Below are 26,448 nucleotides of genomic sequence, written 5' to 3'. Positions count from 1 at the left end.
TGGATGCAGGGCTGTGCTTCGGGCTGATACTTGGTGCTTGGGGCTTGAAGACCCTGCTGGAGCCACCATTGTCTGGGAGATGACCTCCGGGTCCGTCTGGATGGCGTGCCCGTGCCCACGCGCCGCCCACTGTGTCCAGTGGGGTGTGAACAGACTGTCCAAGTCTTGATTGACTGCTTGAAAGCCAAGTCAGGAACTGTGCTCTGGGAGTCTGCGTACCTGCTTTTGAAGCAGGTACGCATTCGGAGAGCGGGTGATGGCGGACTGGTGATCGGTTCGGATTTCGCCTCCCCAGGACCTTGTTGTCGTGTGCGCCCGCAGGGGGTCTCCGGCACCCCTGCGGGGCCAGGTCGAAATCAGGCCATTCTCTTCCTGTCTATCCCGAATGAGACGCCTATGGGTCTTGTCTATGGTCCCTAATGAGACTCGTGCGTCGGGTCCGGATGTCAAACGTGCGGATGCCAAACGTGCGGATGCCGAACGTGCGGCATCCAGTTCTGCCGGCTTGCTCGGATCGGGAACGTTGCCTCGATGTCGGTCGTTGACGGCTGTACGGCAGAGCCTGCTCACACATCCAGGCTGTGTCTCTTGTTCAGACCAATATGGCGACTTGGTCGGGATAGCTGAGACGCTGGTGCTCCTGGCGAATCACCTGCCGATGCTTCCTGACGTGCTCATCCTGGGAAGCCCCTTGACCAGTCACCCGATCGAGAGAGCATGAAAAAGCCGCGCCTGTAGGAGACGCGGCGGAAGATGTGTGTCCGTCAGGTGCTTCAGGTGGTGGTCTGCATGCCCTGAATCAGAAAGTCAAAATAGGGACCAGCCGTAGCCGCTTGCTCAGTGCTCAGCAGCGATAGGGCGGCTTCCCGGAGGGTGCGCATGGCTTCGACCATACCGGGCATGGGAACACCGAGGCTGTTGTACATCTCGCGGGCACCCTCCAGGCCGATCTTCTGGATCTGCTCGGTGCTGCCAGCCAGAACGCCATAGGTGACCAGCCTGAGGTACCAGCTGTAATCCCTCAGGCACTGGGCACGCTGCTTCTGGCCATAGGCGTTGCCACCCGGGGCCACGTAATCGGGCTTGCGGGAGAACAGCTGTTTGGCTGCCTCATCGATGATTTTTTTCTCGTTGTCCGTGAGCACCTTCACGATCGACAGCCGCTGGCCGCCTCCGGTGAGGAAGTCCACCATCGAGCGCAGCTCGCCGCCGGTGGGATAACGAAGCTGATCATCGGCCTGGAGGATCAGATCCCGAACGACGCTCATTTCTGCTGCCACGTGCACGCACCACTTTATCGAGATCTCGTCTCCGATTCGCCTCCTGAGCCGAACGTGTTACGCCCCTTTGCAACCTGGTCTGCCCAGGGGCCGATGATCAAGGCCAGTGTCTGCCTCCCGCCCGTGTCGAAATCCAGGGACCATCAGACCCGGGCCCGCGTGGCAGTGGGGTCTCTGCTCTCGGTGGAGATCGCCGATCTGGGTCGCGATGGCCAGGGCGTGGGCCGTGTGGGGGATCAGGTGGTCTTCGTGGCCGACGCCCTGCCCGGCGAGCTTGTCCGCGTGCGGGTGGTGCACCAGGCCCGGCGCCACCTGGTGGCGGAACTCAAGGGGATCGAACGCCCGTCCCCCGACCGGCGCCAGCCCCCCTGCATCCTTTCGGACAATTGTGGCGGCTGCAGCCTGCAGCATTGCAGCGATGCCGCCCAGGTGTCCTGGAAGCAGGGGATGGTGGGCGAGGTGCTGCGGCGCCTCGGCGGAACGGACCTGCCGCCCCTGCCCTTGCTGGCAGCGGAGTCTCCGCTCGGCTACCGCAACCGCGCCGTGATTCCGTTGGAGCTCACTGACGAGCTGCGGCTGCGGGCCGGGTTCTACCGACGCGGCTCCCATCAGATCGTCAACATGAACCACTGCCCGGTGCTGGACGCCCGGCTGGATCGGCTGATCGAACCGTTGAAGGAGGATCTGGAGGAAGCCGCCTGGCCGGTGGATCGCCATGGCCGCAGCGGTGGTGGTCTTCGCCATCTGGCTCTGCGGGTGGGCCACCACACCGGCGATGTGCTGATCACCCTGATCGCCAGCAACGACAACCTGCCGGGCCTCGATGCGCTGGCCAGCAGCTGGATGGATCGCTGGCCCGAGGTGGTGGGGGTGTCGCTCAATCTCCAGCCGGAGCCCAACAACAAGCTGATGGGCCATGAGACCCGCACGCTCTGCGGGCGGGACTGGCTGGAGGAACGCTTTGCCGGCCTGCGCTATCGCATTGCCGCCGACACCTTCTTTCAGGTGAACACGGTGCAGGCCGAGCGGGTCGTGCCCCTGCTTCTGGCTGCACTGAAAGCCGCTGGCACGAGCCGCTCCGTGATCGATGCCTACTGCGGCATCGGCACCTACACTCTTCCGATCGCGGCCGCCGGCTATCGGGTCGAGGGCATCGAGGCACACCTGGCTTCGGTCCAACTGGCCCGCCGCAATGCTGAATCCAATGGTCTGAGCGCCTTGGCACGCTTCAGCAACTCGGATGTGGCCGAGGCTCTGGCCCATTCGCTACCCGGCGCTGGCGCCCTGTTGCTCGATCCGCCCCGCAAGGGCCTGGAGCCGCCGGTGCTGGAGGCCATCCTGAACTCCCCCCCACCGCTGCTGCTCTATCTCAGCTGCGACCCAGGCACCCTGGCCCGGGATCTCGGTCGCCTCTGCGGCACCAGGCAGGCTCCTCAAACGGATCCATCCGTCGGCGCTGAGGCCAGTGCCGACGCTGAGGCCAATGCTGACGCTGGGACCGGGGCAGAAGCCTTGGCCGAGCCGGAAGCTGCACGGTTCCGGCTGCTGAGCGTGCAACCCCTCGATTTTTTCCCCAACACCAGCCACGTGGAAACCCTGGTGGTGCTGGAGCGCTGCGCCTGAGCTCAGCGATGCCCAGGCGGTGAACGCAGGCTCAGCTGCGCAGCTGGGCCCCGAACTGCTTTTCGAGCGCCGCATGGATCTTCGCCTGGGCCCCATCCACCTGATCGTCGGTGAGGGTGCGCTTCGGATCGCGGTAGCGCAGCCGGAAGGCCTGGCTGCACTGGCCATCCCCCAGCTGCGTGCCCTCATAACGATCCACCAGCTCCGCCTGCTCCAGCAGGGGTCTGCCCGCCTTGCGGATGGTGCTGAGCAGGTCGGCCGCCCGGGTGGCCTGCGGCACCACCAGGCCCAGATCCCGCTCGGAGGCCGGCACTGTGGCGAAGGGAGCGAAGGCGGGTTGCCAGCGGTTGCGGCGTGTGGCGGCGCAGAGCAGCGGCTCCAGGGCCAGGGTGAACAGGTAGGTGGCCTCCGGCAGGTCGTGTTGGTCGGCCTGCTCGGGATGCAGCTGGCCGAACCAGCCGGCCGGCCGGCCCTCGACCAGCAGCGTGGCAGCACGACCGGGATGCAGCAGGGGCTGATCGGTGAGCGGGCGATCGTCCACGGGCAGCTTCAGGGTCTGCAGCGCCGCCTGCAAGACGCCCCGGGCCTGGAAGTAGCCAGGCGGCTGGGGTTTGCCGCTGCTGGTCCAGCGCTCGGCGCGGCGTTCGCCGGCCAGCACCCCCACCAGCTGCTGCCGTTCGACACCATCGGCATCGAAGACCTGGCCGATCTCGAAGGCCCAGAAGCCGTTTTGGGAGGCCTGGAGGTTGCGGCGGGCCGCCTGGAGCAATTCTTCGTGCAGGTTGTCGCGCAGATGGCCGTAATCCGCCAGCAGGGGGTTGGCCAGTGGCAGCCGTCCGGCAGCCTGGGGCACCAGCGAGAGGCTGCAGGTTTCCTGCAGACCAGCCGCGCAGAGGGCGCGGCGCAACCGGCGCTCGGCCAGCTGGGCAGGTTCGAGGCCGCCGGGGAGCAGGGGGTCGGGCAGATGGCAGGCGAACTGGTCGTAGCCCACCAGGCGGGCCACCTCCTCGATCAGATCCACTTCCCGCTGCAGGTCCATGCGGCGCGAGGGGGGGACGACCACACTCCAGCCATCGTCGCTGTCCTTCAGCACGCAGCCCAGGGCCGTGAGGGTGGCCGCGATGCGCCCCTCCTCGAGATCCTCTTCTTCGCCGTCCACCACCACCGGCCCGAGCAGGTTGTGCAGGGCTTCGCGGCGCAGCCTCAGGGGCTGAACCGGCTCCTGGGGCCGCTGATGCAGCCAACGGCCCTCCAGTTCGGCGCCGGCCAGCTCGATCAGCAGCTGCACGGCCCGATCCGCGGCCGCCAGGGTGGCTTCCCGCGGCAGACCCTTCTCAAAGCGCAGGCTGGCCTCGGTGCGCAGACCCTGGCTACGGGCCGACCGCCGCACGGCCTGGGGCGCAAACACGGCGGCTTCCAGCCACAGGGATGTGGTGTCGTTCTGAACCGCCTCCTCAAGGCCGCCGATCACGCCGGCCAGGGCAATCGCCTGATCGGCGTAGGTGACCACCAGGGCTTCCTCATCCAGGGTCCGCGACTCGCCATCGAGGCTGGTGAACGACTCCCCGCTGCGGGCCTGCCGCAACCCCAGGGCTGCCGGTTCGGCCTGGCCAGCGGTCTTGTGCGCCAGGCGATTGCTGTCGAAGGCATGCAGGGGTTGACCGGTTTCCAGCATCACCAGGTTGGTGATGTCCACCACCGTGTTGATCGGTCGAATGCCGGCACGCTCCAGACGCTGCTGCAGCCACTGGGGTGACGGCGCCACACGCACGCCCTTCAGGGCCGTGACGCTGAACAGTCCACCGGCTTCGATCGCCAGCCTCGAGGCTGCATCGATTGCCAGGGGTGCGGCTTCGATCGCGGGCGCGGCCGGGGGCAGGCTGGTGGAGGCCTCCAACAGAGCCGCCACTTCACGGGCAATGCCCTGCATCGACAGACCATCCGGCCGGTTGGCGGTGATCGCCAGCTCCAGCACCTGATCGTCGAGGCCCAGATGCGGCCCCACAGGTTGGCCCGGCAGGGGTACGGACGCGAGCAGATCATCCAGAACGGCAATCCCGTCGCTGGCGTCGGGCAGGCCGAGTTCCCGCAGGGAGCAGATCATGCCGCTGCTGGCCACACCCCGCAGTTCGGCTGGCTTGATCGTCAGATCCACCGCCGGCAGGGTGGTACCCACCAGGGCCACCGGCACGTGGATGCCAGCGCGGACATTGGCGGCGCCACAGACAATCTGCAACGGTTCTGCGCTGCCGACATCGACCCGGCAGACGCTCAGTTTGGTGGCATCCGGATGGGGCCGGCGATCCGCGACGAGCCCCACGACCACCCCAGAGGCCTGGGCCGCCAGGTCATGAATCTCCTCGACTTCGAACCCGGCGACCGACAGCCGCTCAGCCAGGAGCTGTGGCTGCAGATCGTCCGGCTCGCAGGTCACGAGCTCCTTCAACCACTGGAGCGAGACCCGCATCCATTCAGTCCATCAACGGCCGTCGATCCTAGGGAGCGGAGGGGTAGGGAACCATCACACGGTAAAGTCTTCGTTTGTCACTTCGCATCGCACACGCGGCGCAACGTCCTTTATGGCCAAAAACAAGGGCGTCCGGATCGTGATCACTCTCGAGTGCACCGAATGCCGGTCCAACCCCGCCAAGCGGTCTCCTGGTGTGTCCCGCTACACCACCCAGAAGAACCGCCGCAACACCACCGAACGGCTGGAGCTGAAGAAGTTCTGCCCCCACTGCAACGCCTCCACCAACCACAAGGAAATCAAGTGAGGTCCGGGCGGAAGCAGTGGTCTGCTTCCGCCTCATCCTGATTTCCAGCCGCTCCTGCCTGCGGGCCGGAGCTCAGGGGTTGCCGTTGCAGCCGCAGTTTTTTCGTCTTCTCTTTCTTTTCGATGGCCAGTTCCTTTTTCAAGAAGCGTCTCTCCCCGATCAAGCCGGGCGACCCGATCGACTACAAGGATGTCGATCTGCTCAAGAAATTCATCACTGAGCGCGGCAAGATCCTGCCCCGCCGTCTGACGGGCCTCACCGCCAAGCAGCAGCGCGATCTCACCAACGCCGTCAAGCGTGCTCGCATCGTGGCCCTGCTTCCCTTTGTGAATCCCGAGGGCTGATCCCTCTGGCTTCCCAGACCCTCCAACCCGGCGATCTGGTCGGACTGAGCACGGACAAGGGGCCCCAGCTGGCCCTGGTTCGAGGTCTGCAGTCTGGCAAAGCCAAGGTCCTGGCCGGTTTTCTGGCCCGACCGCAGCAGTTGCCGCTGCGTCAGATCACCCTGCTGATCCCCCTGCCTTCAGGAGCTGATGTTCCTGCGGGTCTGGGGGCTTCGCCATGGAACCTCTCCGCAGAGGTTGTGGCCGAGGTTTTGCCGTCCCGACGGCAGCTTGGCGAGGCCTGGCACCTTCTGGTGGAAGACGGGCAGCCCCAGCCACTCTCGGATTTCGCTTCCCTGCTCGGCGATGGGGCCAACCCCGCCCTGCTCGCCGCCTGCTGGCTCTGGCTGGAAGGCGACCAGCTGCTGTTCCGCTGGCGACACGGGGTTGTGGAACCCCGGCCGGTGGATGAGCTGCGGCGCCTGCGGCGCGACCGGCGTCGTGAACGCCTGGTGCTGGAGCGCCGCCGCCGCTGGCATGAGGCCCTGCGGCGGCGCCAGCCTCTGGATCCCACAACTCTCGATCCCGAGCATCGCCGCGATCTGGAGCTGCTGATGCTCTGGGCCGGGGGCGACAGCACCGACCCCCTGCCGCTGCAGCTGCGCCAGGCGCTGCAGGTGGCCCACTGCCCTGCCGAGACTGGAGCGATCCGCCACCTGATGGTGGACCTGGGTCTCTGGCAGCCGCACCACCTGCCTTCCCTGGCTCGCAGCCACTGGCAGCACGGCTTCTCCGACGAACTCCTGACGGAGGCCGAAGAGCTTGTCGCCCAGGCGGATCAGCCCCAGCCCGGCGATGAGCAGCGGCGGGATCTCACCGGGCTCCGGATGGTGACGATCGACGATGCCGACACCCGCGACATTGACGACGGCCTCTCGCTCGAGACCTTGCCGGGTGGTGTGCAGCGCCTCTGGATTCATGTGGCCGATCCGGGTCGACTGGTGCCGGCGGGTTCAGCGCTCGACCTCGAAGCCCGACGCCGGGCCAGCAGCCTCTACCTGGCGGGGGGAACCCTGCCGATGTTTCCGGAGTGCCTCTCCACCGGTCCCTTCAGCCTGGTGCAGGGCCGTCGCTGTGCGGCCTGGAGTCTCTGGGTGGAGCTCGATGCCACCGGCGCCGTGGCCGACTTCGGCCTGCAGCGCAGCTGGGTTCAACCCACCTATCGCCTCTCCTACGCCGACGCCGACGAGCTGATCGAACTGGCGCCGCCGCAGGAGGCTGATCTGCTTTGCCTGCACCAGCTGCTGCTGCGCCGGCGTGGCTGGCGCCAGCAGCATGGCGCCCTGATGATGGATCAACCCGAAGGCCGCATCCGCGCCGCCGGCGACGAGCCGGTGCTGGAGATCGTCGAGCCGGGTCCATCGCGGCTGCTGGTGGCCGAAGCGATGATCCTGGCGGGGGCCGTGGTGGCCGAGTTCGGTCGCCGGGAGGGTCTGGCACTCCCCTACCGCAGCCAGCTTCCGACTGAGCTGCCGTCGCCGGCCGAGCTTGAGGCGTTGCCACCGGGGCCGGTGCGCCACGCCGCCATCAAGCGCTGCCTCAGTCGCAGTCACACCGGTACCCAACCGGCTCTCCACTTCAGCCTCGCTCTGGAGGGATACGCGCAGGCCACCTCACCGATCCGACGCTACGGCGATCTGCTCGTGCAGCGCCAGCTGCAGGCCGCCCTGACGGATCAGGCGCCATTGCCGGAGGAGGACGTGGCGGCGTTGCTGAGCGAGCTGGAGGATCCGGTCAAGCAGGGGATTCAGATCAGCCGTGAGGATCACCGCCACTGGCAGCAGGTGTGGTTCGCGGCCCATCAGCGTGACCAGTGGCCCGGGGTGTTTCTGCGCTGGCTCCGTCCGCAGGAGCGGCTGGCTCTGGTGCATGTCGAAGACCTGGCCATGGATCTGGTGGCGGAATGCCCCGAAGGCAGCGATCCGGGCGATGCGCTGCTGCTTCGGGTTCTCGAGGTGGATCCCCTGCGCGATCAGCTGCGTCTGCAGGGGCGGGCCTCAGTCGGCCAGGCGTGAGGCCCGCAGCCAGGGCCCCCAGGGGTTGGCATGGGCGACCAGCCGCACCGATCGGGGGCTGTCGAGCTGCAGCAGCCACTGGTGCAGCTCCGGCTCCAGGGTGATCAGGGGCCAGTCGCGGCCAGCCTCGGCCTGGCTTGGGCTGGATACGCGCAGCCGGTAACCCCCCTGGCCATCGGGCCGCAGCTCTCCCTGCCAGAGCCGCTCGTGGGGTGAGGCCGGTGGCTGGTGGCCGGGCTGCGCCGGGCCCATCCAGGTTCCTGTAGGCGAGAGCAGCGAGGGATCATCGAGCACCTGCTTCTGCCGCTTCCGCCGCTGCGGATGGTGCCAGGGGGTGTCCCACAGGGGCACGGGGCTGGCTGGGGCCAGGCGGTCGTCGATCAGGGCCTCCTGTAGTGTTCGCACCTGCAGCTCGGCTGGCGTACAACCGTGGCGCAGGCAGAGCGCGGCAGCCAGTCCGGCGGCCTGGCCGATGTTGAGCACAAGCGGCTGCAGCCGGGTTGCGCCGTTGGCCATGTGGCTGACGCTGAGGCACTTGTCGGCGGCGAGCAGGTTGCTCACCGTCGCGCTGACCAGGGCGCCGTAGGGAAGCGCGAAGGGCGTGCCGCTCCAGCGGCCGCCCCAGCGGCAGCTCTTGGGCGCCAGGGGCCAGTCACCGCCCGGGTAGTGGTGGTCATTGGCGTAGTTCCCCACCGCAATCGCTGCAATCGCGCCGCTGGCCTCCAGCGGCAGGGCCGCGATCGAGGCTCCCTCCCCCTGGGGCAGCAGGTGCTGTTCCAGCACCAGATCCCGGCCCACCAGCCGGCGCCCTTCTCGCCAGTAGGGCATCAGGGCCAGGGCTCCGGGAAAGGCATCGCCGGCCACCAGAGCTCCCTCGCAGGCCTGCTCGAGGGATGCCAGGAAGGCCAGGCTGTGGGCCTGCATGGCCCGCTCCAGCGCGTTGTCCTGGAGGGCATCGCCCGAAAAGGCCCGCTCCAGCCCCTCGTGCCAGTCGTTGCCACAGAGCGGCCAGTTGAGCATCACCAACCCGCCGGGCAGGCGGCCATAGGTGAGGGTGCGCTCCAGGCCAAAGCGGCTGCAGGCCTGCTGGAAGGGTTCCGCCAGGTCAGGCGGCTCTGCGGGGGCCGGCAACCGCTCCTGATCCAGCTGGCCCATCACCACCCAGGTGGGCGACTGCACCGGCTGGCGGCGAAAGAACGGATCGCCGGTCAACCGCTCCCGGCTGGGGGCACTGGGTTCGCCATGGTCTTCGGCGGCTTCCCAGCCCAGCCGGAAGGGGGCCTCTGCCAGGGGAAACAGATCACCGCGGTCGCTGCCGTCGATCACCAGCTGCGGCTCGATCCAGGGGCGCTCGCCCTGGTTCGTTCCGCCCTCAGGGCCGACCTGGACGCGTACAGCGCTGATCCGATCGCCCTGGCGGCGCACGTCGAGCAGGCGACAGCCGGGCCACCAGCGCAACCGCGGCTCCGCCGCCACCCACTCCTGCAGGATCGTCTCGGCCGTTCGCGGCCGGAACCCGAAACAGCTCACCCAGTTGTGATCCAGGCCGCTGGGCTCGCGGTGTTCCAGGGCCCGCAGCAGGGCACCCCAGAGGCCGCTCTGCCACGGAGAGAGTTCATTGCCATCCGGGGCACAGACGCCGGCTGCGCTGAGCATGCCGCCCAGCCAGGAGGCGGGGGTGAGCAGCAGGGTGTCGGCGCCGCTGCGGGCTGCCTGGAGGGCGGCGGCGACGCCGCCGCTGCCGCCGCCCCAGACCAGCACCTGGGGGGTAAGGCCGGCGTTGAGATCAGGTGGCATCAGTGCCATCCGACTCCTCGAGGCGGCAGAGGCAACGGAAGCGCAGGGCCACCAGCTGGTCGTAGAGGGGGTTGATCTTGCACATCGGCGGGATGTGCACCAGCTTGCGGCCAAACAGCACCACGTCCCGCTCGAAGGGGCACTGGGCCGGGATCAGCTTCACCAGAAAGCGTGCCACCGCCGGATCATTCGGCTCGATGCCATCGAGCCACTGGCGCAGGCCGTCGAGGGCCTGGGGATGGGGCACGCCGCAGGCGTCCACGCTCAGCTGGGCCACCACCGCCTCAGCCACCTGCAGCTCGCGGCTCCAGCGCTGCAACAGGTCCAGCTCCACCTCGCTGATGTGGCCATCGGCCAGGGCCACCATCACGGCGCTGCGCAGGAACTGCTCGGCCAGCTCCGTGCCCACACCGAAGCGATGCACCAGGGCGCCGTCACCGGGTTGCTGGATGCCGTCCCAGGAGTCGTCGGGCAGTTCTGCCTTGAGCTCATGGATGAGCAGGTGCTGCTCCTCCTCGGAGAAATCTCCATCCGCCAGGGCGAGCTGGTGCAGCGCCCCGAGCCAGATGTGCCGGCAGGCCGGGCTGAGCCCGGCATCGAGGCTGCACAGCCCGGTGGTCTCGGTTCCTTCCGGCATGGCAGGCGAAGGGGAATGGGGAGAGAGAGGAGAGTGGATCCTGGTCCGGAACCGTCCCGGGGCTCTCGGTAGGATCCGGCCCCGACGCAGGGCCGCGGGCGCAGGTCTGAGAGGGCGGCGCAGCGAGAACCAATCTCCCGCCACTCCGGTCCCCCGCCACCAGCCTCCGGCCGATGTCCTACACCCTCACAACTCCGCTCTATTACGTCAACGACCGGGCGCACCTGGGCAGCACCTACACCACCCTGGCCTGTGATGCCATCGCCCGTCATCGTCGTCTGTGCGGTGATCAGGTGCACTTCATCACCGGCTGCGACGAGCACGGCCAGAAGATTCAGCGCACTGCCGAGGCGGCGGGCCTCACCCCCCAGGCCCATTGCGACAGCGTCAGTGCGTCCTATCGGGATCTGTGGTCGCGCTGGCAGATCAGCAACGATCGCTTGATTCGCACCACCGATCCCCGCCATCGTCAGCTGGTTGAGCAGTTCTTCGCGCGGGTGGAGGCCAGCGGTGATGTGGTGGAGGGACGCCAGCAGGGTTGGTATTGCGTCGCCTGCGAGGAATTCAAGGATGACGCCCCCGGCGCCGAGGATCCCGAGTGTTCCATTCATCAGCGCCCCCTGGAATGGCGCGATGAGGTCAACCTGTTCTTCCGTCTGTCGCGCTATCAGGCACAGATCGAGGAGCTGATTGCTCGACCGGGCTTCATCCAGCCAGCCAGCCGCCGCCGGGAGGTGGAGAATTTCGTGGTCCAGGGGCTGCGCGATTTTTCGATCTCCCGCATCGATCTGCCCTGGGGCATTCCAGTGCCCGGTCACCCAGGCCACACCTTCTATGTATGGTTCGACGCCTTGCTCGGCTACCTCACCGCCCTGCTCGAACCGGACGAACCGGTGGTGCTGGACCAGATCCTCCAACGTGGCTGGCCGGCGCAACTGCATGTGATCGGCAAGGACATCCTGCGTTTCCATGCTGTCTACTGGCCGGCGATGCTGTTGTCGGCCGGATTGCCGCTGCCGGAACGGGTGTTCGGCCACGGCTTTCTCACCCGTGAGGGCCAGAAGATGGGCAAGTCGCTCGGCAATGTGCTCGATCCGGTGGTGTTGCTGGAGCGGTGCGGCCGTGATGCGGTGCGGTGGTACCTGCTGCGCGATATCCCCTTCGGCGACGACGGTGACTTCCAGCAGCAGCGCTTCAGTGATCTGGTGAACAACGATCTCGCCAACACGATCGGCAACCTGCTCAACCGCACCTCCTCGATGGCGCGGCGTTGGTTCGACGGGGGCGTGCCTCCAGCCGGAGCGGGGGAAGATCCAGCCCATCCCCTGGCGCTGGCCGCGCAGGACGCGGCCGATCGCAGCGCGGCCGCTCTGGAGGCTCTGGATTTCCGGACGGCAGCTGAGGCCGTGCTGGGCCTGGCCATCGCGGCCAACGGCTTCCTCAATGAGCGGGCTCCCTGGAGCCGCATGAAGCAGGAGGGCCAGGGCGAGGTGGTGGCGGCCGATCTCTATGCCGTGCTCGAGGCCACCCGCTGGGTGGGGGTCCTGCTGGCGCCTCTGCTGCCGGAGCTGTCGGATCGCATGCTGGAGCAACTCGGCCAGGAGCCTTTTGAATCCGGCACTGAGACTTTGCCCTCGCCTGCAGCCCTATCGCTTGAAGCTGCGTCCACTGCCGCGACACCGACGGCCTGGCAGGTCGCCCAGCAATGGGGCCGTCTGCAGCCGGGTCTGGAACTGCCCGAACCTTCCCCCGTGATGGGTCGACTGGAGTTGGACTCCCCCCTGTGAGCTGCCCACCCCTCCGCCTTCCCCGCCGGGGGCCCCGCCCCGGCTGGTTTGCGCTTCTCTTTCTGCCTGCCCTGCTGGTCGGCTGCGCTCCGAACCTGCCGGAGCAGGCCGAGGATCCCCTGCCCTTCGTGTTCCGTTCCCTGGATCTGCGCCAGCAGGATCCCAAGGGCCGTCCCGCCTGGGAGCTCAGAAGTCCTGAGGCCCGTTACGACCTCAATCGCCGCATCGCACGGGCGCGCTCGCCGCACGGCCTCATCTATGCGAAGGGCAAGCCGCTCTATCGGATTGAGGCCACCAGCGGCACCGTGCTCAACGATGGCCAGGTGATTCAGCTGGAAGGGGGGGTCCGGATCCAGCGCCTTGGCAGTCAGCCGGTGCTGATCGAGGGCGAACGGGTGCGCTGGATTCCTTCCGAGCAGCTGATGGAGATCGATCTGCGTCCCAGCGCCACCAACCAGGAAACCCGCCTGGTGGCCCAGAGGGCCCGCTTCCTGATTGACCAGGACAAGCTTGAGTTGCGTGGTCAGCCTGAGCTGCAGCGCTGGACCAAGGCTGCCAAGGGCGATGGGAAAGGCGCAGGCAAGAGCGAAGACAGGCGAGTGCCACCGAGAGCTGATGACAAAGCCACCGCTACCAGCAATGGCAAGGACGGCAGCAAGGCAAAGCCAACAGCCTCTGAACTCGCTTACGCCATCCCCGCTCTTGCCACACCGAAACGCAGGCCGGATGTGATCATCCGCGCCACCACAGCCGACTGGTACCCGGGCAGCGGCCGCCTGATCGCCATCGGCCCCCTGCGGGGCACCCGCACCCTCAAGCCAGGAGTGGTTCAGACCCTCACATCCCCTGCCCTGGAGGGCAACACGATCCAGCAGGTGCTGCGCTTGCAGGCTCCCGTGCTGTTCGAGGACCCAACCAACAAATCCCGCCTGCGGGCCCAGGCCACCCTGCTCGATCTCGAGAAGCAGATCGCCAGCACGGACCTGCCGATGGAGGGCCAGTTCGGCGATCTGCAGGTGCGCGGTGAAGCTCTGGAGGTGCAGCTCGATAAGGAGCTGGCCACGATTCCGAGGGGTTGCCAGCTGGATCAGCCCGGTGATTCGTTGCGTGCCCAGCGGTGTCAGTGGAACTGGAAGACCCAGGTGATCGAGGCCGATGGAAACGTGGTGCTGCGGCGCAAGGCCAACGACCAGATCACCCGCAGCCAGAAGCTGCGGGGTCGCATGGGTTCCAAGGGGCTGGCGGTGTTCACGACTCCTGGTGCCCGGGTGCAGACGCAGCTGACGATTCCGAAGGGGTCGGGACAGACGACGAAACGCGAACCGGAGCCAATTCGTCTTTGAGTTTGCGGGCCCAGCCCTCGGTCCAGGCGAGGTCGCTGCGGCTGAAACAGCGGGGTGACCAGCCCCCCAGCAGGATCCAGCCCTGATCACCGATCGGCTGTACCAGCACCGATGGCACACCAGCCAGCAGGGGTTCGAATTCGGCCCTGCCGGGGTACAACTTGAGATTCACCAGCGACACGGCCTTGCCGCTGCGGCGGCTGCGCTCGCAGATCGCTCCAGGGACGAAGGCTTCGCTCTGGAGCAGGCCTCGCCGTAACAGGGTGGTGCCGCGCCAGTGGATCAGCACCACGGCGGCCGGGGTTGCAGTGAGCAGCATCTGGCTGCCCCATGCCAGTTCTCGGGCCAGTGACTCGGAGCACTCCCGACTCAGCTGGAGCCCCTGCTCTCCTTCCAGGGCGACACGTTCGGAGGCCTCGGGGATGGCCCTGGTCCACAGCACTCCCACCAACATCAGCCCGACCGCCAGCAGGCTGGCCAGAACAGAGGCGCGCTCCAGCGCGGGAGACGGAGGCCCGGCCGTGAGCTGGTTGGCCACCAGCAGTGCCAGCCCCAGGATCCCGATCCCCAGGCTGAAGCGGGCCGGTAGGGGCAGGTCCATGGGGAAAGGGGCGCAGGTGGATCAATCGCCAAGGATGCCGGATTCACCGGTCCTTGCTGCAATGGAATCTGATCTGCCTTCTTCCCATGACTCCGAGTCAGGCCTTTGCCGCGGTTGCCCTGGCGGCGGTGGCCTGTGACGGCACCCTGGGCCGCGATGAGGCCCGGGCGCTGCGCAGCCAGTTGGAGTTCCGAAGCCCCTACCGCAATCTGAGCGAGAAGGCGATGGGGGATCTGTTCGATGGGCTGCTCAATCAGTTACGCCAGTCCGGCTGGCGAGCCCTGCTGCATGAAGCGATCCCGGCGCTGGATCCTGGGCAGCAGGAAACCTGCCTGGCGATGGCTGCCCAGCTGGTGCGTTGCGACCGCGTGGTGCAGGCCGCCGAGGAGGAGTTGCTCGAGCAACTGGCCAGCGAATTCAGGCTGGGCGAGGGACGCGCTGCCCAGATCCTCGATGTGATCGCCGTGCTGAATCGCGACAGCCTGGCCGGCTGAGTGCAAACTGGAATCCATGCACTTCGCATCCCGCCAGGTGGTTCTGCCCGCTGCTGCTGGTTCCCTTAACCGTCCGGACACCCTCCCCGTCTGGCACCGCTGGCTCCTGGCCGTCACGACGGCCCTGGTGCTGTGGCTGGTTCCAGCTCCGGTGGCGCTGGCGGTTTCGGCAGCGGATCTGCCTGATCTGCCAGCCGGCGAGCATGTGCTCGACACCGCCTCCGTTCTGAGCCGGGCAGCCAGCTCGGAGCTGGAGATCAAGCTTGCGGCCTTCGAAGGGGCTCACATTGATGCGCGGCTGGTCACCTTGAACCGGCTGGATTACGGCCTTTCCCTGCCGGCAGTGGGACGGGAGCTGATCGAGCGCTGGAAGCAGGCTTCCAGTCCTGATCCGCTGCTGCTTCTGTTGATCGACAGCCAGACCAACACGGCCGCTGTGGTGGTGGATCCTGCCCTGAATGGCCAGTTGCCCCGCGATCTGCTCACCAGCACCGCCCGCAGCACGATGGCGACTCCGCTGCGGGATGGGGCCCGTTATCGGCAGGCATCAGTCGAGGCTCTGGATCGCCTGGCTCTGGTGCTTCAGGGTGGAGAGGATCCTGGAGAAGCTGCCGAGGCCGAAGTGGTGAGCCTGCCCTCCAATGTGCCCAGCCGTGAGGAGACCGCCAACAGCAATGCCTTCACCTGGGTGATCGTGCTGCTGGTGGTGGGCACAATTGTGCCGATGCTGACCTGGTGGGTCTTCTCACGCTGAGCCTGACAGCCGAAGATTGGTGTTCACGATCGCCGCCGCCACTCCATGGGCCTGACCGACTGGATCGGAGCCTTCGGCCGTGCCCAGGCCAAGGATTTCAGCAGTGACCTGGCCCGCGGCTATGAAGCTGCGCTTCTGATCCAGAGTATTGAGCTGGAGTATTACAACGACAGGCCCGTGCGCCCTGAGATCGAACTCAGCGTTCCGCGCTCGGTTGAGGCCCAGGTGCTGCGTCGCTTTCGCGTCGCCCTGCAGCTGTGCCGCACCGCCCTGGACATGATCGAGCCCCATCGCCAGGAACTGGCCGGCCAGGATCTGCGTCAGGTGCAGCTGATTGAATCGGTGGTCGGGCACTACACCAAACGACCACAGCGCCTGCCCAAGATCAGCCGATCACCGGAAGTGCTGCCCCGCAGCCTCATCGGGGTGGTGGACCAGGTGAGGCGCCAGCTGGATCCGGAAGCCGAGGCCTCGGTGCTGGCCGGCTTCCGGCGCCGGCGCGATTCCACCCTGGTCTCCCTGCGGATCCTGTTGCTGCTGATCCTGGTGCCGGTGCTGATGCAGCAGGTGAGCCGCGCCTATGTGTTCTCGCCACTGGTGGATCGATTTGCACCGGATAATGCCTTTCTGACCTATCCCAAGCCCCAGCTCGAGGAGAGGGCTGTGGAGAAGCTGCGGGTCTACCGGGAGGAGATCGAGTTCGACGCGTTGCTCCAGGGCACGGCCCTCCCCTCGCGCGAGGAACTCCATGCCTTGCTGGCCAAGCGGGCTCAGGATCTGAAGGAGGAGGCGGATCAGGACAGCACGCATGCCATCAAGAACGTTCTCGCCGACCTTGGCGGTCTGTTCGGGTTCATCGCCGTCTGCGTGTTCGGCCAGAGGGACATCCAGGTGCTGCGCAGCTTTCTCGATGAGCTGGTCTATGGCCTGAGTGACAGCGCCAAGGCTTTCGCCATCATCCTGTTCACGGACATCTTCGTGGGTTTCCACAGCCCTGAGGGCTGGACCGTTCTGCTGGATGGGGTGGCCAATCACCTGGGATTGCCGGCCAGGGAGAATTTCATCATGTTGTTCATCGCCACCTTCCCGGTGGTACTGGCGACGATTTTCAAATACTGGATCTTCCGTTATCTCAACCGTGTGTCTCCATCGTCCGTGGCGACCCTGCGCAACATGAATGGTGGGGGCTGAGCTGGGCTTGCGCGGTTGTCTGACCCTGGTGAGTGGCCCCAGCAGCGGCGGCAAGAGCCGCTGGGCCGAGCACCTGGCCGCCCGTTCGGGCCGCCAGGTGGTGTATCTGGCCACTGGGCCCTCCCTGCCGGAGGATCCCGCTTGGCAGCAGCGGCTTGCCCTGCATCGCCGCCGCCGCCCCTCAAGCTGGCAGAACCGCGAGGTGGGGCGCCACCTGGCCGAGGCCCTGCAGGAGCTGGGCCCCGATCAACTTGCGCTGGTTGATTCGCTCGGCACCTGGGTGGCGGCCGGGCTCGACTGGGACGGGGAGACCTGGGAAACGGCCTGTGCGGGCCTGTTGGAGGCGATCGGCCACTGCGCCGCTCCTGTGGTCCTCGTCTGTGAGGAGGTGGGCTGGGGGGTGGTTCCCCCCACAGCCATCGGCGGATTGTTCCGCGATCGGCAGGGCCGCCTGCAGCAGCGGTTGATGGCTCTGTGCACGGGAGCCTGGCTGGTGCTGCAGGGGCGGGCTGTTGATCTGCTGGCTCTGAGCCAGCCCGTACCAGAGCTGCTGGAGCCCTGAGCGATGCCACAGGTCGTGCTGTTCCAGCCTCAGATTCCTCCCAACACCGGCAATGTGGCCCGCACCTGTGCCGCCACCGGCACTGAACTGCATCTGATCGAACCGCTCGGCTTTCAGATCGATGATCGGCAGCTGCGCCGCGCCGGCCTGGACTACTGGCCCTGGGTGCGCCTGCATCGCCATGGCGACCTGGAGGCTTTCCTGCAGGAGAGAGCGCGTCGTGGCGGTCGACTCCTGGCCCTGAGCAGTCATGCCGAGCATGGCTACACCGATCTGGCTTACAGAGACGACGACTGGCTGCTGTTCGGGCGGGAAACGGACGGATTACCGAACCCGGTTCAGGCCCTCGCAGACGACTGTCTCACCATTCCCATGGCCTGCGGTCAGCGCCATGGGAATGGTGGCGTCAGGAGTCTCAACCTATCCGTAGCGGTCGGGGTGGTGCTGTTTGAGGCGCTGCGGCAGCTTTCCTGATGCCAGAAGCCAGGATTGGCCTGCATTCTTACGCTGAGACACCTGTTTTCGGTGTCGATGCTTGCTTGCTTGCAAGGGTTCGGGGCGCTACTGTCTGCGCTGCCCGGAGATGGTGGCTTCTCTACCGGGTCTTGTCCGCATGAACTGAAACTCCATGAAGCCTTGGCTGATCCTTTTACCCGCTGTTGCCACGATTCCCGCTGTTGGGCTCATGGCACGCGCCGATTGGAGCGGTGATCGTGTCGAAAACGCTCTGGTTGCCTCTCTCCCAGCCGCCAGCCTCGACAAGCTCTGGGTAAAGGTGCGTCAGCCGGTTTCGATCGAAGATCTCTCCAACGAACTCAGCGTTGACGAGACCCGGTTGGCCAAGCTCAACGACGTCAACGAAGACCACGAATTCGAATCCGGTGACTGGCTTGTGTTGCCGTCCCAGAGCAGTCGAAAGGCAAAGTTTCTGCTGGCGCTCGACACCAGTGAATTACGTCGAACACCCCCTCTGCAGCAGCCGCCCCCGCTGGAGCAGTCCGGGGTGGTTCGCCTAGGCGACACTCTGATCAAGATTGCCCAGCGTTATGGGGTTACCTTGCAGGAGCTTCTGCGCCTGAACCCTGGCCTTGAAACGGCCCGCCTGGTGGCCGGTAGTCAGGTTCGCCTTGCCCAGTCATCTCCGGGGCGCTCGCGCATGGTTCTGGGTCTCAAGCCCGTCGGCAGTGGTGGCCTCAGCTGGCCCGATCAGCCAGATCTTGGCCCCGAGCGGCGCTTCGGTGGCGGAAATGACGCGTCCCGCACCACCTGGATCTGGCCCGCACAGGGCACCTTCACCTCCGGATTCGGCTGGCGTTGGGGGCGGATGCACAAGGGTATCGACGTGGCCAACAACGTCGGCACCTCCATCGTGGCCGCCCGTTCCGGGAGGGTTTCCTTTGCTGGCTGGCACGACGGCGGCTACGGCTACCTGGTGGAACTGACCCACGACGATGGCAGCCGATCTCTCTACGCCCACAACAGCCGCCTGCTGGTGCGGGTCGGTGAAGAGGTGAACCAGGGGACCCAGATCTCCCAGATGGGCAGCACCGGACGCAGCACCGGCCCTCACCTCCATTTTGAAATCCATCCCCCATCCAGGGGCGCCGCAAATCCCCTGCAGTTCCTGCCACCCCGCGCCTGAGCAGCATCTGTCCGGCTGGATCCTGGGGGAACGGTCATCCTTTACACTTCCCAAGGCAAGGCTCGGTAGCTCAGCTGGTTAGAGCGTGGGATTCATAACCCCAAGGTCGGGAGTTCAAGTCTCCCCCGAGCCATAGTTTTTTGCCCTGCTTCGGCGGGGCTTTTTGCTGTCTGGGACTGGGTTTTCAGGAATTCCACAGCTGGGACCAATCTGAGCCACTTGGTACCAGTAGAGGCCACTTGTAGCCCAAACGTGCAAAGCACTTTGCACGTTTTTGGGGAACACTCACAGGGGCCCGTCGCTCTCGGATCCCATGCCTGAGACCACTTCTCCAAGCCTTCCGTTCTGGGATCAGTGCGTACAGGAGCTCAAGGTGCGGCGGTCGCGCTTCCGCATTCGGCGGCACCCCGGCAGCCCTTTCATCTACGTGCGCGAGATGGTGGATGGACGCAAGCTCGGCGAGTTCTCGCTTAAGCCGAAGCGCTGGTGCAGTCGCGACGACATCGAGGAAGCCCGCGATCTCTGCATTCAGGGCCACCGGCAAGGCACCTGGCCTGCCCCGCAGGCTCCGAAGCCAGAACCGACTGGTCCTGGTTGGTCTGAGATGGCAGAGGCCTGCATTGCCGATATCAAGCTCCGGATCTGTAAAGAGGGCAGCAGGGCCCACGCCATCAACGATCTGAGCAAGCGGATTGCCCACTTCAAAGGACCCGTCGAAGCCAAGCGCCTTCAGGCCTGGGTTCTGGAACACGATCCACGCCTCCAGCTCAAGAGCTTCAACCGGCGGATCGAGACGCTCAGCCAGATCCATCGCAGTGGCCAGATGGACCTGACCGCTGAGCTGCAACGGCTCCGTGACCTGCGCCCCAAGGGAGCCGCCGAGAAGATCCGCAAGGCTTCTTCGATGCGGGTGCGGGTGATTCCGGCCGATGAGGACTTGCAGCACTGGCTGGACCACCTGGAGCCCTTCCACCAGTGGGTGTTCGGCTGCATCGCCACCTATGGACTTCGTCCCCATGAGCTCTGGCACGCGGAAGGGATCGACAGCCAGGGGTGGATCAGCATCCCCGGCGACATGAAGACCAAAACCGGCGAGCACTTTGCACCACCGGTACCGGAGGCCTGGGTGGAGCGTTATGACTTGCGCCAGAACTGGGAGCAGTTCCACGGTCAGCTCAACGCTCGCTGGACCGTTCGATTTGCTGATGTCTCGGGCGTCAAGATCGCTGTAAACAACGTCGCCGTGTCGAACTCCCTGTACAAGGAGTTCCAGCGCAAGGGCCTTCAGAAGCTCTGGGCGCCTGTGGCCGATGGCGAGGGAATGGACTGGGTCCGCCCATACGACCTCCGGCACGCTTACGCGATTCGCTGTGCCACCTCAACGGAAACAGCAGACGCGTTTGATGACGACATGGCCACCTGGATGGGGCATGGGTTGGATGTACACCGCCGGATCTATCTCCGGTGGCTCAGCTCAAGCCGGCGCAAGGAATCGCTGCAGCGGCGGCGAGGAGGCGGGCCTGCCATCAATCGGATCCAACCCTTTGCTTCGGTGCTGGCTGAAGAGGGATCGTTGGCTCTACCTGAGGGGATCACTCCCGAGCTGCTCGAGATGGCACTTAAATTGAAAGCGGCCGGCCTCGGGTGAGGTACGGCCGCAGGCGCATCAGGGCTCAGGCAGAACCCTCATGTCAAGCGACATCCGGAATTGGTCCTCCGGCGACACGAAATCTGGCCCACCCTGTGGGGCTCGAACCCCGGCTTGTTGACGCCGTAGCCGGCGCCGGTAGGTCTTGCTCATCAGTCGTTGGTGATGTGGATGGGGGTGGATCGGGAGGAACGGGATGCTCATGGGCTCCCTTCCTCCCCGGTGGCTGGGATGGTGCTCACCGCACTGCTGCTCCTGAGCAGACCGGAGCGGCGTTTCTCACGCAGGCGGTAGCTGTCGCCCCGCACGGTCAGCACATGGCTGTGGTGCAACAGCCGATCGAGGATCGCGGTGGCGACGACCTGATCGCCGAACACCTCGCCCCACTCCATAACAGGGCGGTTGGAGGTGATCAGGACGCTGCCGCGCTCATAGCGGCGGGAAATCAGTTGGAAGAACAGGTGTGCTGCATCGGGCTCCAGCGGCAGATAGCCCAGCTCGTCAATGATCAGCAGCTTGCTCTTGCCGTACTGGCTCAGCCGGCTCTCCAGCGCCGTCTGGTTATGGGCCCGGGCCAGGGTGGAGATCAGCTCCATCGCCGAGACGTACTGCACGGTGTAGCCCTTGCTCACCGCCTCTCGGCCCAGAGCGACGGCCAGGTGGGTCTTGCCTACTCCAGGCGGACCGAGCAGCAGCAGGGTGTCGCCGTTGGCCACCCAGCGGCAGGTGGCAAGTTCCCGGATCTGGCCAGGATCCAGGGAATGAGGTGGTCTGGCTTTTCTGGACAGGCCCCATCGTTAACCTCTGAGGCGGGGTACCGCCCCTGAAAGGGGCTCCCACCGATGAGCAAGCGCCGCACCCACAGCCCCGAGTTCAAGGCCAGGGTCGCCATGGAGGCGATCAGTGGCCGCAAGACGATCCAGGAGATCGCCGCCGACCACGCCATCCACCCGATCCAGGTGAGCCAGTGGAAGCGGCAGCTCCTGGACGGTGCCAGCGAGCTCTTCACCCGAGGCAAGAAGACCAAGGACAAGGAGGAGGGGCAGGCCAAGGAGGCGGAGCTGTTCCAGCAGATCGGACGGCTGCAGATGGAGCTGGAGTGGCTCAAAAAAAAGTCTCAACTGCTCTGATGCCCGTGAACTGCGCAAGCTGGTCGATCACGACCACCCCGAGCTCAGCATCAGCAGGCAGTGTGCGCTGCTGGGGCTGCCTCGATCCACGCTGTACTACCGGCCGACACCGGTCCGTGTATCGACGCTGCGGATCATGGCCAGGATCGATGCTCTCTACCTGGAGGATCCCTGCAGCGGCAGCCGCCGGATGGTGGACTATCTGGCCCAAGATGGTATCCCGATCAGCCGAGATCGAGTGCGAAACCTCATGCGGCGCATGGGATTACGGGCGATCTACCAGAAGCCCCGGACGACGGTTCCAGGTGATCCGTCCGTGCGGTTCCCCTGCCTGGTGGACCTCACGCAGGTCACGTCGGTGGATCAGGTCTGGGCGACCGACATCACCTACATCCCTCTGCAGAAAGGGTTCCTCTATCTGGTGGCGATCATGGATCTCCATTCCAGGCATGTGCTCAGCTGGAGGCTCTCCAACAGCCTTGACACGAAGTTCTGTCTGGAGGCCCTGGAGATGGCCTTGGGAGGCGGCCGTAGGCCAGAGATCTTCCACTCCGATCAAGGCTGTCAGTTCACGTCCGCTGACTTTGTGGCCAGACTCAAAGGGGAGCGGATCCAGATCAGCTGGTCCGGCAGAAAGCGGTGCTACGACAACATCCTTGTTGAACGGCTGTGGAGGACTGTCAAGTACGAGGAGGTCTACCTACGGGCATACAGCGATGGCTGGGACGCTGAAATCAGCCTGGCCCGCTTCCTGTGGCGGTATTGCCATGTAAGACCTCACAGTTCCCTTGGAGGCAAAACTCCCCACGCGGTCTACACTGAGGCCGAACCATGTTCCACCCGTCCTGGGTTAACGATGTCAGGGGCCGGAACTGTCCAATAAAAGGCACCCACCTCAGAAGGCTGGGCCTCGTACTCGAACCCTTCCAGGGTCCGCACGAACGGGAACTTGGCGATGCTCATCGCCATCGCGATTCGCCGCTGGTCCTTGCGGGCGATCTCCGCCGCACACAGCCAGGTCAACGCCTCGCGCAGGTTCAGCTCCTTGCGGGCCACTTCCTCAAGCAGGTTGTCGAGCTGATCTCGAATAGCGGTCAGTCGCAGGCGGCTGAGCATGTCGTCGAGATCCTCGATGGGGACAGGCGGCATCGTGGCCATCGGCTGCAGGCGACGATCCGGTTGCCCGGTTTTGGCAGGACTCATGCCGCCACCTCCTCGCCCACCTCGGCGGCATAGACCGCCAGGGAGCGGGCCAGTTCTGAGCTGCGCATCACGCCGGTCCGCCGCCGCGTTCCGCCCCCACAGGGCGGGGACGTGGTGGAGGCGGACCCAACGCAGCTGGCGCCATCAGCTGAGGGCAGTGACCGTTCGGCCAAGTCCTGCTGCGGCGCTGGCACCAGGCCATCCCAGTGCCCCCGCAGCACGGAGCGATGACGCCGATTGGCCGCCACGCGCTCATGTCGGGCGACGACACGGCCGCCATGGCGGATCAGCACCTGCTGATCCCGCAGCAGAACACTCACCCGCTGCTTGAGCAGCTTCCAGGGGACGCTGTACCAGTTGCCCTCCACCTCGACGCAGGCGTCGTTGTGGACCACCCGCACCAGCTCCCGCTCCGCCAGGAACGACGGTTTATGGGGCAACGGCTGCAGGGCAGCGGCTTCCTCCCGCTGGAAACGCACCACCGGCTGTTCACCGGTCGTTCCGTGGATGCGAACATCGGCCACCTCCCGGCTCCAGCGCTCCAGGTGCGCTTCCAGCGCCTCCCAACTGGCGAATTCCCGGCCGGCCACCGCATTCGTCTTGACATAGCCGACACCGCGCTCGTCCTTTCCCTTGGTACGGGCCCGGTAGGGCCGGCAGGCTTTGGGAAGGAATCCCCAGTAGCGGGCAAAGGCATCGAGCCGTTCGTTGAACACCAGCACCTGGCGAGCCGGATCGTGCTCCTTGACCAGGGCACGGGCGTTGTCGAACAACACCTCGGCCGGCACCCCCTGCCAGTGGCGGAAGGCCTCCTCCATCGCCAACAGCCAGTTGACCTGGCGCTCGTGCCGATAGGCGCGCACCACCAGCCGCCGCGAGTAGCCCAGGGTCAGCACGCACAGGTGCACCTTGAGCCGTTCACCAGCGATGCGGGCATAGGTCTCACCGAAATCCGCCTGCAACTGCTTGCCCGGCGGCGTCTCAAACCGGACCGTCGCCAGTGCTGCAGCCCGCAGCTCCTGCCGCCACTGCCCCACCGCCCGCTCCACGGTGCGCAGTGATACGGCGATGCCCTTCTCGCTAGCCAACTCCTGGCGCACCACATCGGCATTGCCGTTGTGGGCAAGGAACCGTTCCCTGAGCCAGTCGCACTGACCATCGAGAACGCCGATCCGCCGAGGTTTGCCGTAGGCCTCCCAGCCTCCCTGCCGCCGGTACTTGCGGACGGTTTCAGGTGAGCAGCCCAGTTCCTTGGCGATCCGCCGGCGGCCCCAGCCAGCTGCGGTGAGGCCAAGGATCGCCTGGACTTCCTCTGGAGTTTCCAACGCCGCATCCCGGGAGCTCTGCTCCTGAGGTGACAGCACCACGGTCAGGGCGTTGGCCCTGGTCAGTGGCTCGCAGAGGGGGGCCAGATTTCGTGTCGCATCTGGGCCAGTTTTCGCTGTCGCCTGTCACGTCCGAGGGCTTGCTCGCAAACTCGCGCTGGAAGTCAACGCTGAAGTTGGCGGCATGGCGTTAGACGCACTCCCTGGCGATACGAATCACGGTGTCACCTGGCTGGGGTGCAGTCAGCCGCTCCATGGCCATCTCCAAGCGCTGACGACGAACGAACTGCATGGGGGTGCAGTTGAACCGCTCGCGGAACAGGGTGGTGAGATGGCGGGCTAAGAAGTGGCTCAACCGCTCCAGATCGGCCATGGGCAGCGGAACTGCGCGGTTGGAGCGGATGTAATCCACCAGCTCATCGACCCCGGGGCTCCAGCGCCTGCGTCCTTGCTGCCGTTGACGCAGACGATCGATGTGGCCGCTCTGCTGCAGCAACGCCACGGCGAGATAGCGATACAGCTGGCTGCCAAGCCCCAGTGCTTTGGGTAACCAGCGCTCTTGCTCCAGGAGCTGATTCACGTGTGCAAAGAAGCCGAATAAGGCGCCGGAATCGGCCTTCTTGAGCTCCAGTAGGGCCGGGATGGTTTGAGTGCAGCTGTGATCAAGGAGATTCTCTACGGTCTGCTGCAGCAAGGCGTTGTTAATGTTCAGACAGATGCCTGAGCAGTAGTTGCAGTGATAGACCCCACCGTCATTCTGGGTGAGCAGGACATCCCCGGCTTCGGTGTCTCGATGGGTGCTCCCATGTCGGTAGAAATAGGTGCCAGAGAAACTCGCGACCAGCGTCGCAACGTCACTGAGCTCTTGCCTAGAGATCAAGGGAGAAATCCGCCCTGAGTGGATCACCAAACCAGCAAGATCCACCAAGGAAAACTGCGCAAGAAAGAGTCGGTCCTGAACCAACGGCACGATCAAGCGCTCACCCATGGCAGTGGAGGATTGCTCGGCATAAGTGCAGGCATCTGACTCGATCTCAACGCCCAGTGCGCTGAGCGGCAGAGGGACTGCCGCCAGTACATCAGGGCTCATGCCCCCACCCATGCGGGGGGGGGGGGGGGGGGGGGGGCGTGGCTCAGGGCATCAGCGGTAATGGCTTAGGCAAGAAATGGTGATGTGGTAGAGCTAAAGAGCAGCCGGCAGTTTAGCAGGCATTACAGGCAATTATGCAGGTGCAAAAGGACATTACTCATTCATAGTTCTGTCGGTCTTCAGGAGAGACAGTAGGTTTTGAGAGGCAAAGACATCACGGTAGAAAGTCAGCTGTTCACTCTTGAAGTAGCAGCCTCCCCGATGACCGCGACGGACCCAACAGACGGTTCCCTTGGCAAGAGTTTCACCGCTCTCATCGTCAAGACAGTGCCATTCAAAATGTACGAACTCACCCCAAAACATGACGATGGGCCAGCACATGGTGACATTTGGCTGTGCGATCAAGGCCCACCAATTGCGTTCACGTTCGGTTTGTTCAGTCAGACCATAAAAAGGACCATCCTGGCAAAAGTAAACAAAATCTTCACGGTACTCACCACGGAGCCCCCTCTGCCAGGAAAGTTGACGCCTCTCCATTTCGATCACCAAGGGGGCTTGATGGAGCAGAGCAATGCGTCGCTACAGCGAGGCCGTCAAGGCTGATGTGAGAAGGCGGATGAGTCCGCCCATGCGGCAGAGCGTGGCCCAGATCTCAGCAGAGCTGGGCATTCACGTGGTCACCCTCTACAACTGGAGGAAGGCCTGGCGGTTGCAGGGAGAGGTGGTGCCGGCATCCGAGAAGGATCCTGAGGGTTGGAGTGCCACGGACAAGTTCACGGTGGTGCTGGAGACCGCTGGTTTGAACGCCACCGAACTCAGCGCCTACTGCCGAGAGCGGGGTCTGTACCCGGAGCAGGTGGAGCGGTGGCGGCAAGCATCCCAGGATGCCAACGAGAAGCCAGTGCTCACCTTGAAAGAGCAGAAGGAGCTTGAACGCCTCCGCGCACAGGATCAGAAGGAGATCAAGCGGCTCAAGCAGGGGTAGCGCCCCTGCGAGTGGTGTAACTCAGGAGGTCCTGTGACCCTTTCAGGAGGGTGATCAGGAGCAGTCAGGGGATGACTGCTTGGGAGCTGATTGCGCAGCTCCATCGTTCCACTATGAACCCTGATCGCTGAATGTGCAACTCAGCGATCGAGGGGATTCGTGTAGATCGAGGAAGGAGTTGGTG

At 65.3% G+C, this 26,448-nt stretch carries 26 protein-coding genes and 1 tRNA gene; 18 read left to right on the top strand and 9 right to left on the bottom strand.

Annotated elements, in window-relative coordinates:
- Window positions 1-773 precede the first annotated feature (773 nt).
- The gene (locus H8F26_RS16425; protein ID WP_197155797.1) at window positions 774-1,268 is read right to left on the bottom strand and encodes an allophycocyanin subunit alpha-B; all 495 of its coding nucleotides are present in this window, start codon (window positions 1,266-1,268) and stop codon (window positions 774-776) included.
- A 105-nt stretch (window positions 1,269-1,373) separates the two neighbouring features.
- Here H8F26_RS16425 and rlmD point away from each other — a divergent pair, with 105 nt between their 5' ends.
- Window positions 1,374-2,903, top strand: a complete 1,530-nt coding sequence (gene rlmD, locus H8F26_RS16420; protein ID WP_197155795.1) for a 23S rRNA (uracil(1939)-C(5))-methyltransferase RlmD — start codon at window positions 1,374-1,376, stop codon at window positions 2,901-2,903.
- 31 nt (window positions 2,904-2,934) lie between these two features.
- Here the strand turns inward: rlmD and pheT are convergent, their stop codons facing one another.
- Complete coding sequence (pheT, locus tag H8F26_RS16415) at window positions 2,935-5,370, bottom strand: phenylalanine--tRNA ligase subunit beta (protein ID WP_197155793.1); 2,436 nt, start codon at window positions 5,368-5,370, stop codon at window positions 2,935-2,937.
- Between the two features lie 112 nt (window positions 5,371-5,482).
- On the opposite strand from pheT, the gene rpmG reads away from it, so the two are divergent.
- The 3 genes from rpmG (at window position 5,483) to H8F26_RS16400 (ending at window position 8,075) form a co-directional block, all read left to right on the top strand.
- Window positions 5,483-5,677 (top strand): 50S ribosomal protein L33, encoded by a 195-nt coding sequence (rpmG, locus tag H8F26_RS16410; RefSeq protein ID WP_197155791.1) that lies wholly within the window; start codon window positions 5,483-5,485, stop codon window positions 5,675-5,677.
- Between the two features lie 122 nt (window positions 5,678-5,799).
- Window positions 5,800-6,021 carry a 30S ribosomal protein S18 gene (rpsR, locus tag H8F26_RS16405; protein WP_010308434.1) on the top strand — a complete coding sequence of 74 codons (222 nt, stop codon included), beginning with the start codon at window positions 5,800-5,802 and terminating at the stop codon, window positions 6,019-6,021.
- Between the two features lie 140 nt (window positions 6,022-6,161).
- Window positions 6,162-8,075, top strand: coding sequence for a ribonuclease catalytic domain-containing protein (locus tag H8F26_RS16400; protein WP_231605304.1), 1,914 nt, complete (start codon window positions 6,162-6,164; stop codon window positions 8,073-8,075).
- On the opposite strand, the gene H8F26_RS16395 is transcribed toward H8F26_RS16400, so the two are convergent.
- Both H8F26_RS16395 and H8F26_RS16390 read right to left on the bottom strand, forming a co-directional pair.
- Complete coding sequence (locus H8F26_RS16395; protein WP_197155789.1) at window positions 8,058-9,872, bottom strand: FAD-dependent oxidoreductase; 1,815 nt, start codon at window positions 9,870-9,872, stop codon at window positions 8,058-8,060. The genes H8F26_RS16400 and H8F26_RS16395 overlap by 18 nt on opposite strands.
- Window positions 9,862-10,509: a Mo-dependent nitrogenase C-terminal domain-containing protein gene (locus H8F26_RS16390; protein ID WP_197155787.1), complete on the bottom strand. Its 648-nt coding sequence runs from the start codon at window positions 10,507-10,509 to the stop codon at window positions 9,862-9,864. Before H8F26_RS16390 ends, H8F26_RS16395 begins: the two co-directional genes overlap by 11 nt.
- Before the next feature lie 173 nt (window positions 10,510-10,682).
- Here H8F26_RS16390 and metG point away from each other — a divergent pair, with 173 nt between their 5' ends.
- Both metG and lptC read left to right on the top strand, forming a co-directional pair.
- Window positions 10,683-12,296, top strand: coding sequence for a methionine--tRNA ligase (gene metG, locus H8F26_RS16385; RefSeq protein WP_197155786.1), 1,614 nt, complete (start codon window positions 10,683-10,685; stop codon window positions 12,294-12,296).
- Window positions 12,293-13,639, top strand: coding sequence for an LPS export ABC transporter periplasmic protein LptC (gene lptC, locus H8F26_RS16380; protein WP_197155785.1), 1,347 nt, complete (start codon window positions 12,293-12,295; stop codon window positions 13,637-13,639). Before metG ends, lptC begins: the two co-directional genes overlap by 4 nt.
- Here lptC and H8F26_RS16375 read toward each other — a convergent pair.
- Entirely contained in the window at window positions 13,545-14,240 is a 696-nt protein-coding gene (locus H8F26_RS16375) for a cofactor assembly of complex C subunit B (RefSeq protein ID WP_231597908.1), read from the bottom strand. The genes lptC and H8F26_RS16375 overlap by 95 nt on opposite strands.
- Before the next feature lie 86 nt (window positions 14,241-14,326).
- Here H8F26_RS16375 and H8F26_RS16370 point away from each other — a divergent pair, with 86 nt between their 5' ends.
- The 8 genes from H8F26_RS16370 (at window position 14,327) to H8F26_RS16335 (ending at window position 20,531) form a co-directional block, all read left to right on the top strand.
- Window positions 14,327-14,734 carry a tellurite resistance TerB family protein gene (locus H8F26_RS16370; RefSeq protein WP_197155783.1) on the top strand — a complete coding sequence of 136 codons (408 nt, stop codon included), beginning with the start codon at window positions 14,327-14,329 and terminating at the stop codon, window positions 14,732-14,734.
- Window positions 14,735-14,750: 16 nt separating this feature from the next.
- Window positions 14,751-15,488, top strand: coding sequence for a photosystem II repair protein Psb32 (gene psb32, locus H8F26_RS16365; RefSeq protein WP_197155781.1), 738 nt, complete (start codon window positions 14,751-14,753; stop codon window positions 15,486-15,488).
- Between the two features lie 45 nt (window positions 15,489-15,533).
- Window positions 15,534-16,679 (top strand): proton extrusion protein PcxA, encoded by a 1,146-nt coding sequence (gene pxcA / locus H8F26_RS16360; protein WP_197155780.1) that lies wholly within the window; start codon window positions 15,534-15,536, stop codon window positions 16,677-16,679.
- Between the two features lie 7 nt (window positions 16,680-16,686).
- The gene (cobU, locus tag H8F26_RS16355) at window positions 16,687-17,241 is read left to right on the top strand and encodes a bifunctional adenosylcobinamide kinase/adenosylcobinamide-phosphate guanylyltransferase (RefSeq protein WP_322758740.1); all 555 of its coding nucleotides are present in this window, start codon (window positions 16,687-16,689) and stop codon (window positions 17,239-17,241) included.
- A 3-nt stretch (window positions 17,242-17,244) separates the two neighbouring features.
- Window positions 17,245-17,715 carry a tRNA (cytidine(34)-2'-O)-methyltransferase gene (locus tag H8F26_RS16350; RefSeq protein WP_197155776.1) on the top strand — a complete coding sequence of 157 codons (471 nt, stop codon included), beginning with the start codon at window positions 17,245-17,247 and terminating at the stop codon, window positions 17,713-17,715.
- A gap of 211 nt (window positions 17,716-17,926) precedes the next feature.
- The gene (locus H8F26_RS16345; protein ID WP_231597907.1) at window positions 17,927-18,883 is read left to right on the top strand and encodes a M23 family metallopeptidase; all 957 of its coding nucleotides are present in this window, start codon (window positions 17,927-17,929) and stop codon (window positions 18,881-18,883) included.
- A 59-nt stretch (window positions 18,884-18,942) separates the two neighbouring features.
- Window positions 18,943-19,016, top strand: a tRNA-Met gene (locus H8F26_RS16340).
- A gap of 180 nt (window positions 19,017-19,196) precedes the next feature.
- Window positions 19,197-20,531, top strand: coding sequence for a hypothetical protein (locus H8F26_RS16335; RefSeq protein WP_197155772.1), 1,335 nt, complete (start codon window positions 19,197-19,199; stop codon window positions 20,529-20,531).
- Window positions 20,532-20,731: 200 nt separating this feature from the next.
- On the opposite strand, the gene istB is transcribed toward H8F26_RS16335, so the two are convergent.
- Window positions 20,732-21,289, bottom strand: coding sequence for an IS21-like element helper ATPase IstB (gene istB, locus H8F26_RS16330; RefSeq protein ID WP_304623234.1), 558 nt, complete (start codon window positions 21,287-21,289; stop codon window positions 20,732-20,734).
- Window positions 21,290-21,373: 84 nt separating this feature from the next.
- Here istB and H8F26_RS19695 point away from each other — a divergent pair, with 84 nt between their 5' ends.
- The gene (locus H8F26_RS19695) at window positions 21,374-21,661 is read left to right on the top strand and encodes a transposase (RefSeq protein ID WP_231597691.1); all 288 of its coding nucleotides are present in this window, start codon (window positions 21,374-21,376) and stop codon (window positions 21,659-21,661) included.
- Window positions 21,662-21,671: 10 nt separating this feature from the next.
- Window positions 21,672-22,544 (top strand): IS3 family transposase, encoded by an 873-nt coding sequence (locus H8F26_RS16325; protein WP_231598222.1) that lies wholly within the window; start codon window positions 21,672-21,674, stop codon window positions 22,542-22,544.
- On the opposite strand, the gene H8F26_RS16320 is transcribed toward H8F26_RS16325, so the two are convergent.
- The 3 genes from H8F26_RS16320 to H8F26_RS16310 all read right to left on the bottom strand — a co-directional run bounded on the left by H8F26_RS16320 (window position 22,475) and on the right by H8F26_RS16310 (window position 25,279).
- Complete coding sequence (locus tag H8F26_RS16320) at window positions 22,475-22,819, bottom strand: ATP-binding protein (protein WP_197155770.1); 345 nt, start codon at window positions 22,817-22,819, stop codon at window positions 22,475-22,477. The genes H8F26_RS16325 and H8F26_RS16320 overlap by 70 nt on opposite strands.
- A 41-nt stretch (window positions 22,820-22,860) precedes the next feature.
- On the bottom strand, window positions 22,861-24,231 hold the full coding sequence (gene istA, locus H8F26_RS16315; protein WP_197154250.1) for an IS21 family transposase: 1,371 nt from the start codon (window positions 24,229-24,231) through the stop codon (window positions 22,861-22,863).
- Between the two features lie 148 nt (window positions 24,232-24,379).
- Window positions 24,380-25,279 carry a helix-turn-helix domain-containing protein gene (locus tag H8F26_RS16310; protein ID WP_197155768.1) on the bottom strand — a complete coding sequence of 300 codons (900 nt, stop codon included), beginning with the start codon at window positions 25,277-25,279 and terminating at the stop codon, window positions 24,380-24,382.
- 261 nt (window positions 25,280-25,540) lie between these two features.
- Here H8F26_RS16310 and H8F26_RS19690 point away from each other — a divergent pair, with 261 nt between their 5' ends.
- Both H8F26_RS19690 and H8F26_RS16305 read left to right on the top strand, forming a co-directional pair.
- Window positions 25,541-25,882, top strand: a complete 342-nt coding sequence (locus tag H8F26_RS19690) for a hypothetical protein (protein WP_231605303.1) — start codon at window positions 25,541-25,543, stop codon at window positions 25,880-25,882.
- Window positions 25,883-25,895: 13 nt separating this feature from the next.
- On the top strand, window positions 25,896-26,264 hold the full coding sequence (locus H8F26_RS16305; RefSeq protein ID WP_231605302.1) for a helix-turn-helix domain-containing protein: 369 nt from the start codon (window positions 25,896-25,898) through the stop codon (window positions 26,262-26,264).
- Window positions 26,265-26,448: the final 184 nt, after the last annotated feature.

The sequence above is a fragment of the Synechococcus sp. CBW1006 genome, assembly GCF_015840525.1.
Taxonomy (GTDB): domain Bacteria; phylum Cyanobacteriota; class Cyanobacteriia; order PCC-6307; family Cyanobiaceae; genus CBW1002.
Note: the sequence above shows the minus strand (reverse complement) of the source record. Positions and strands in the feature narration are given on the sequence as shown.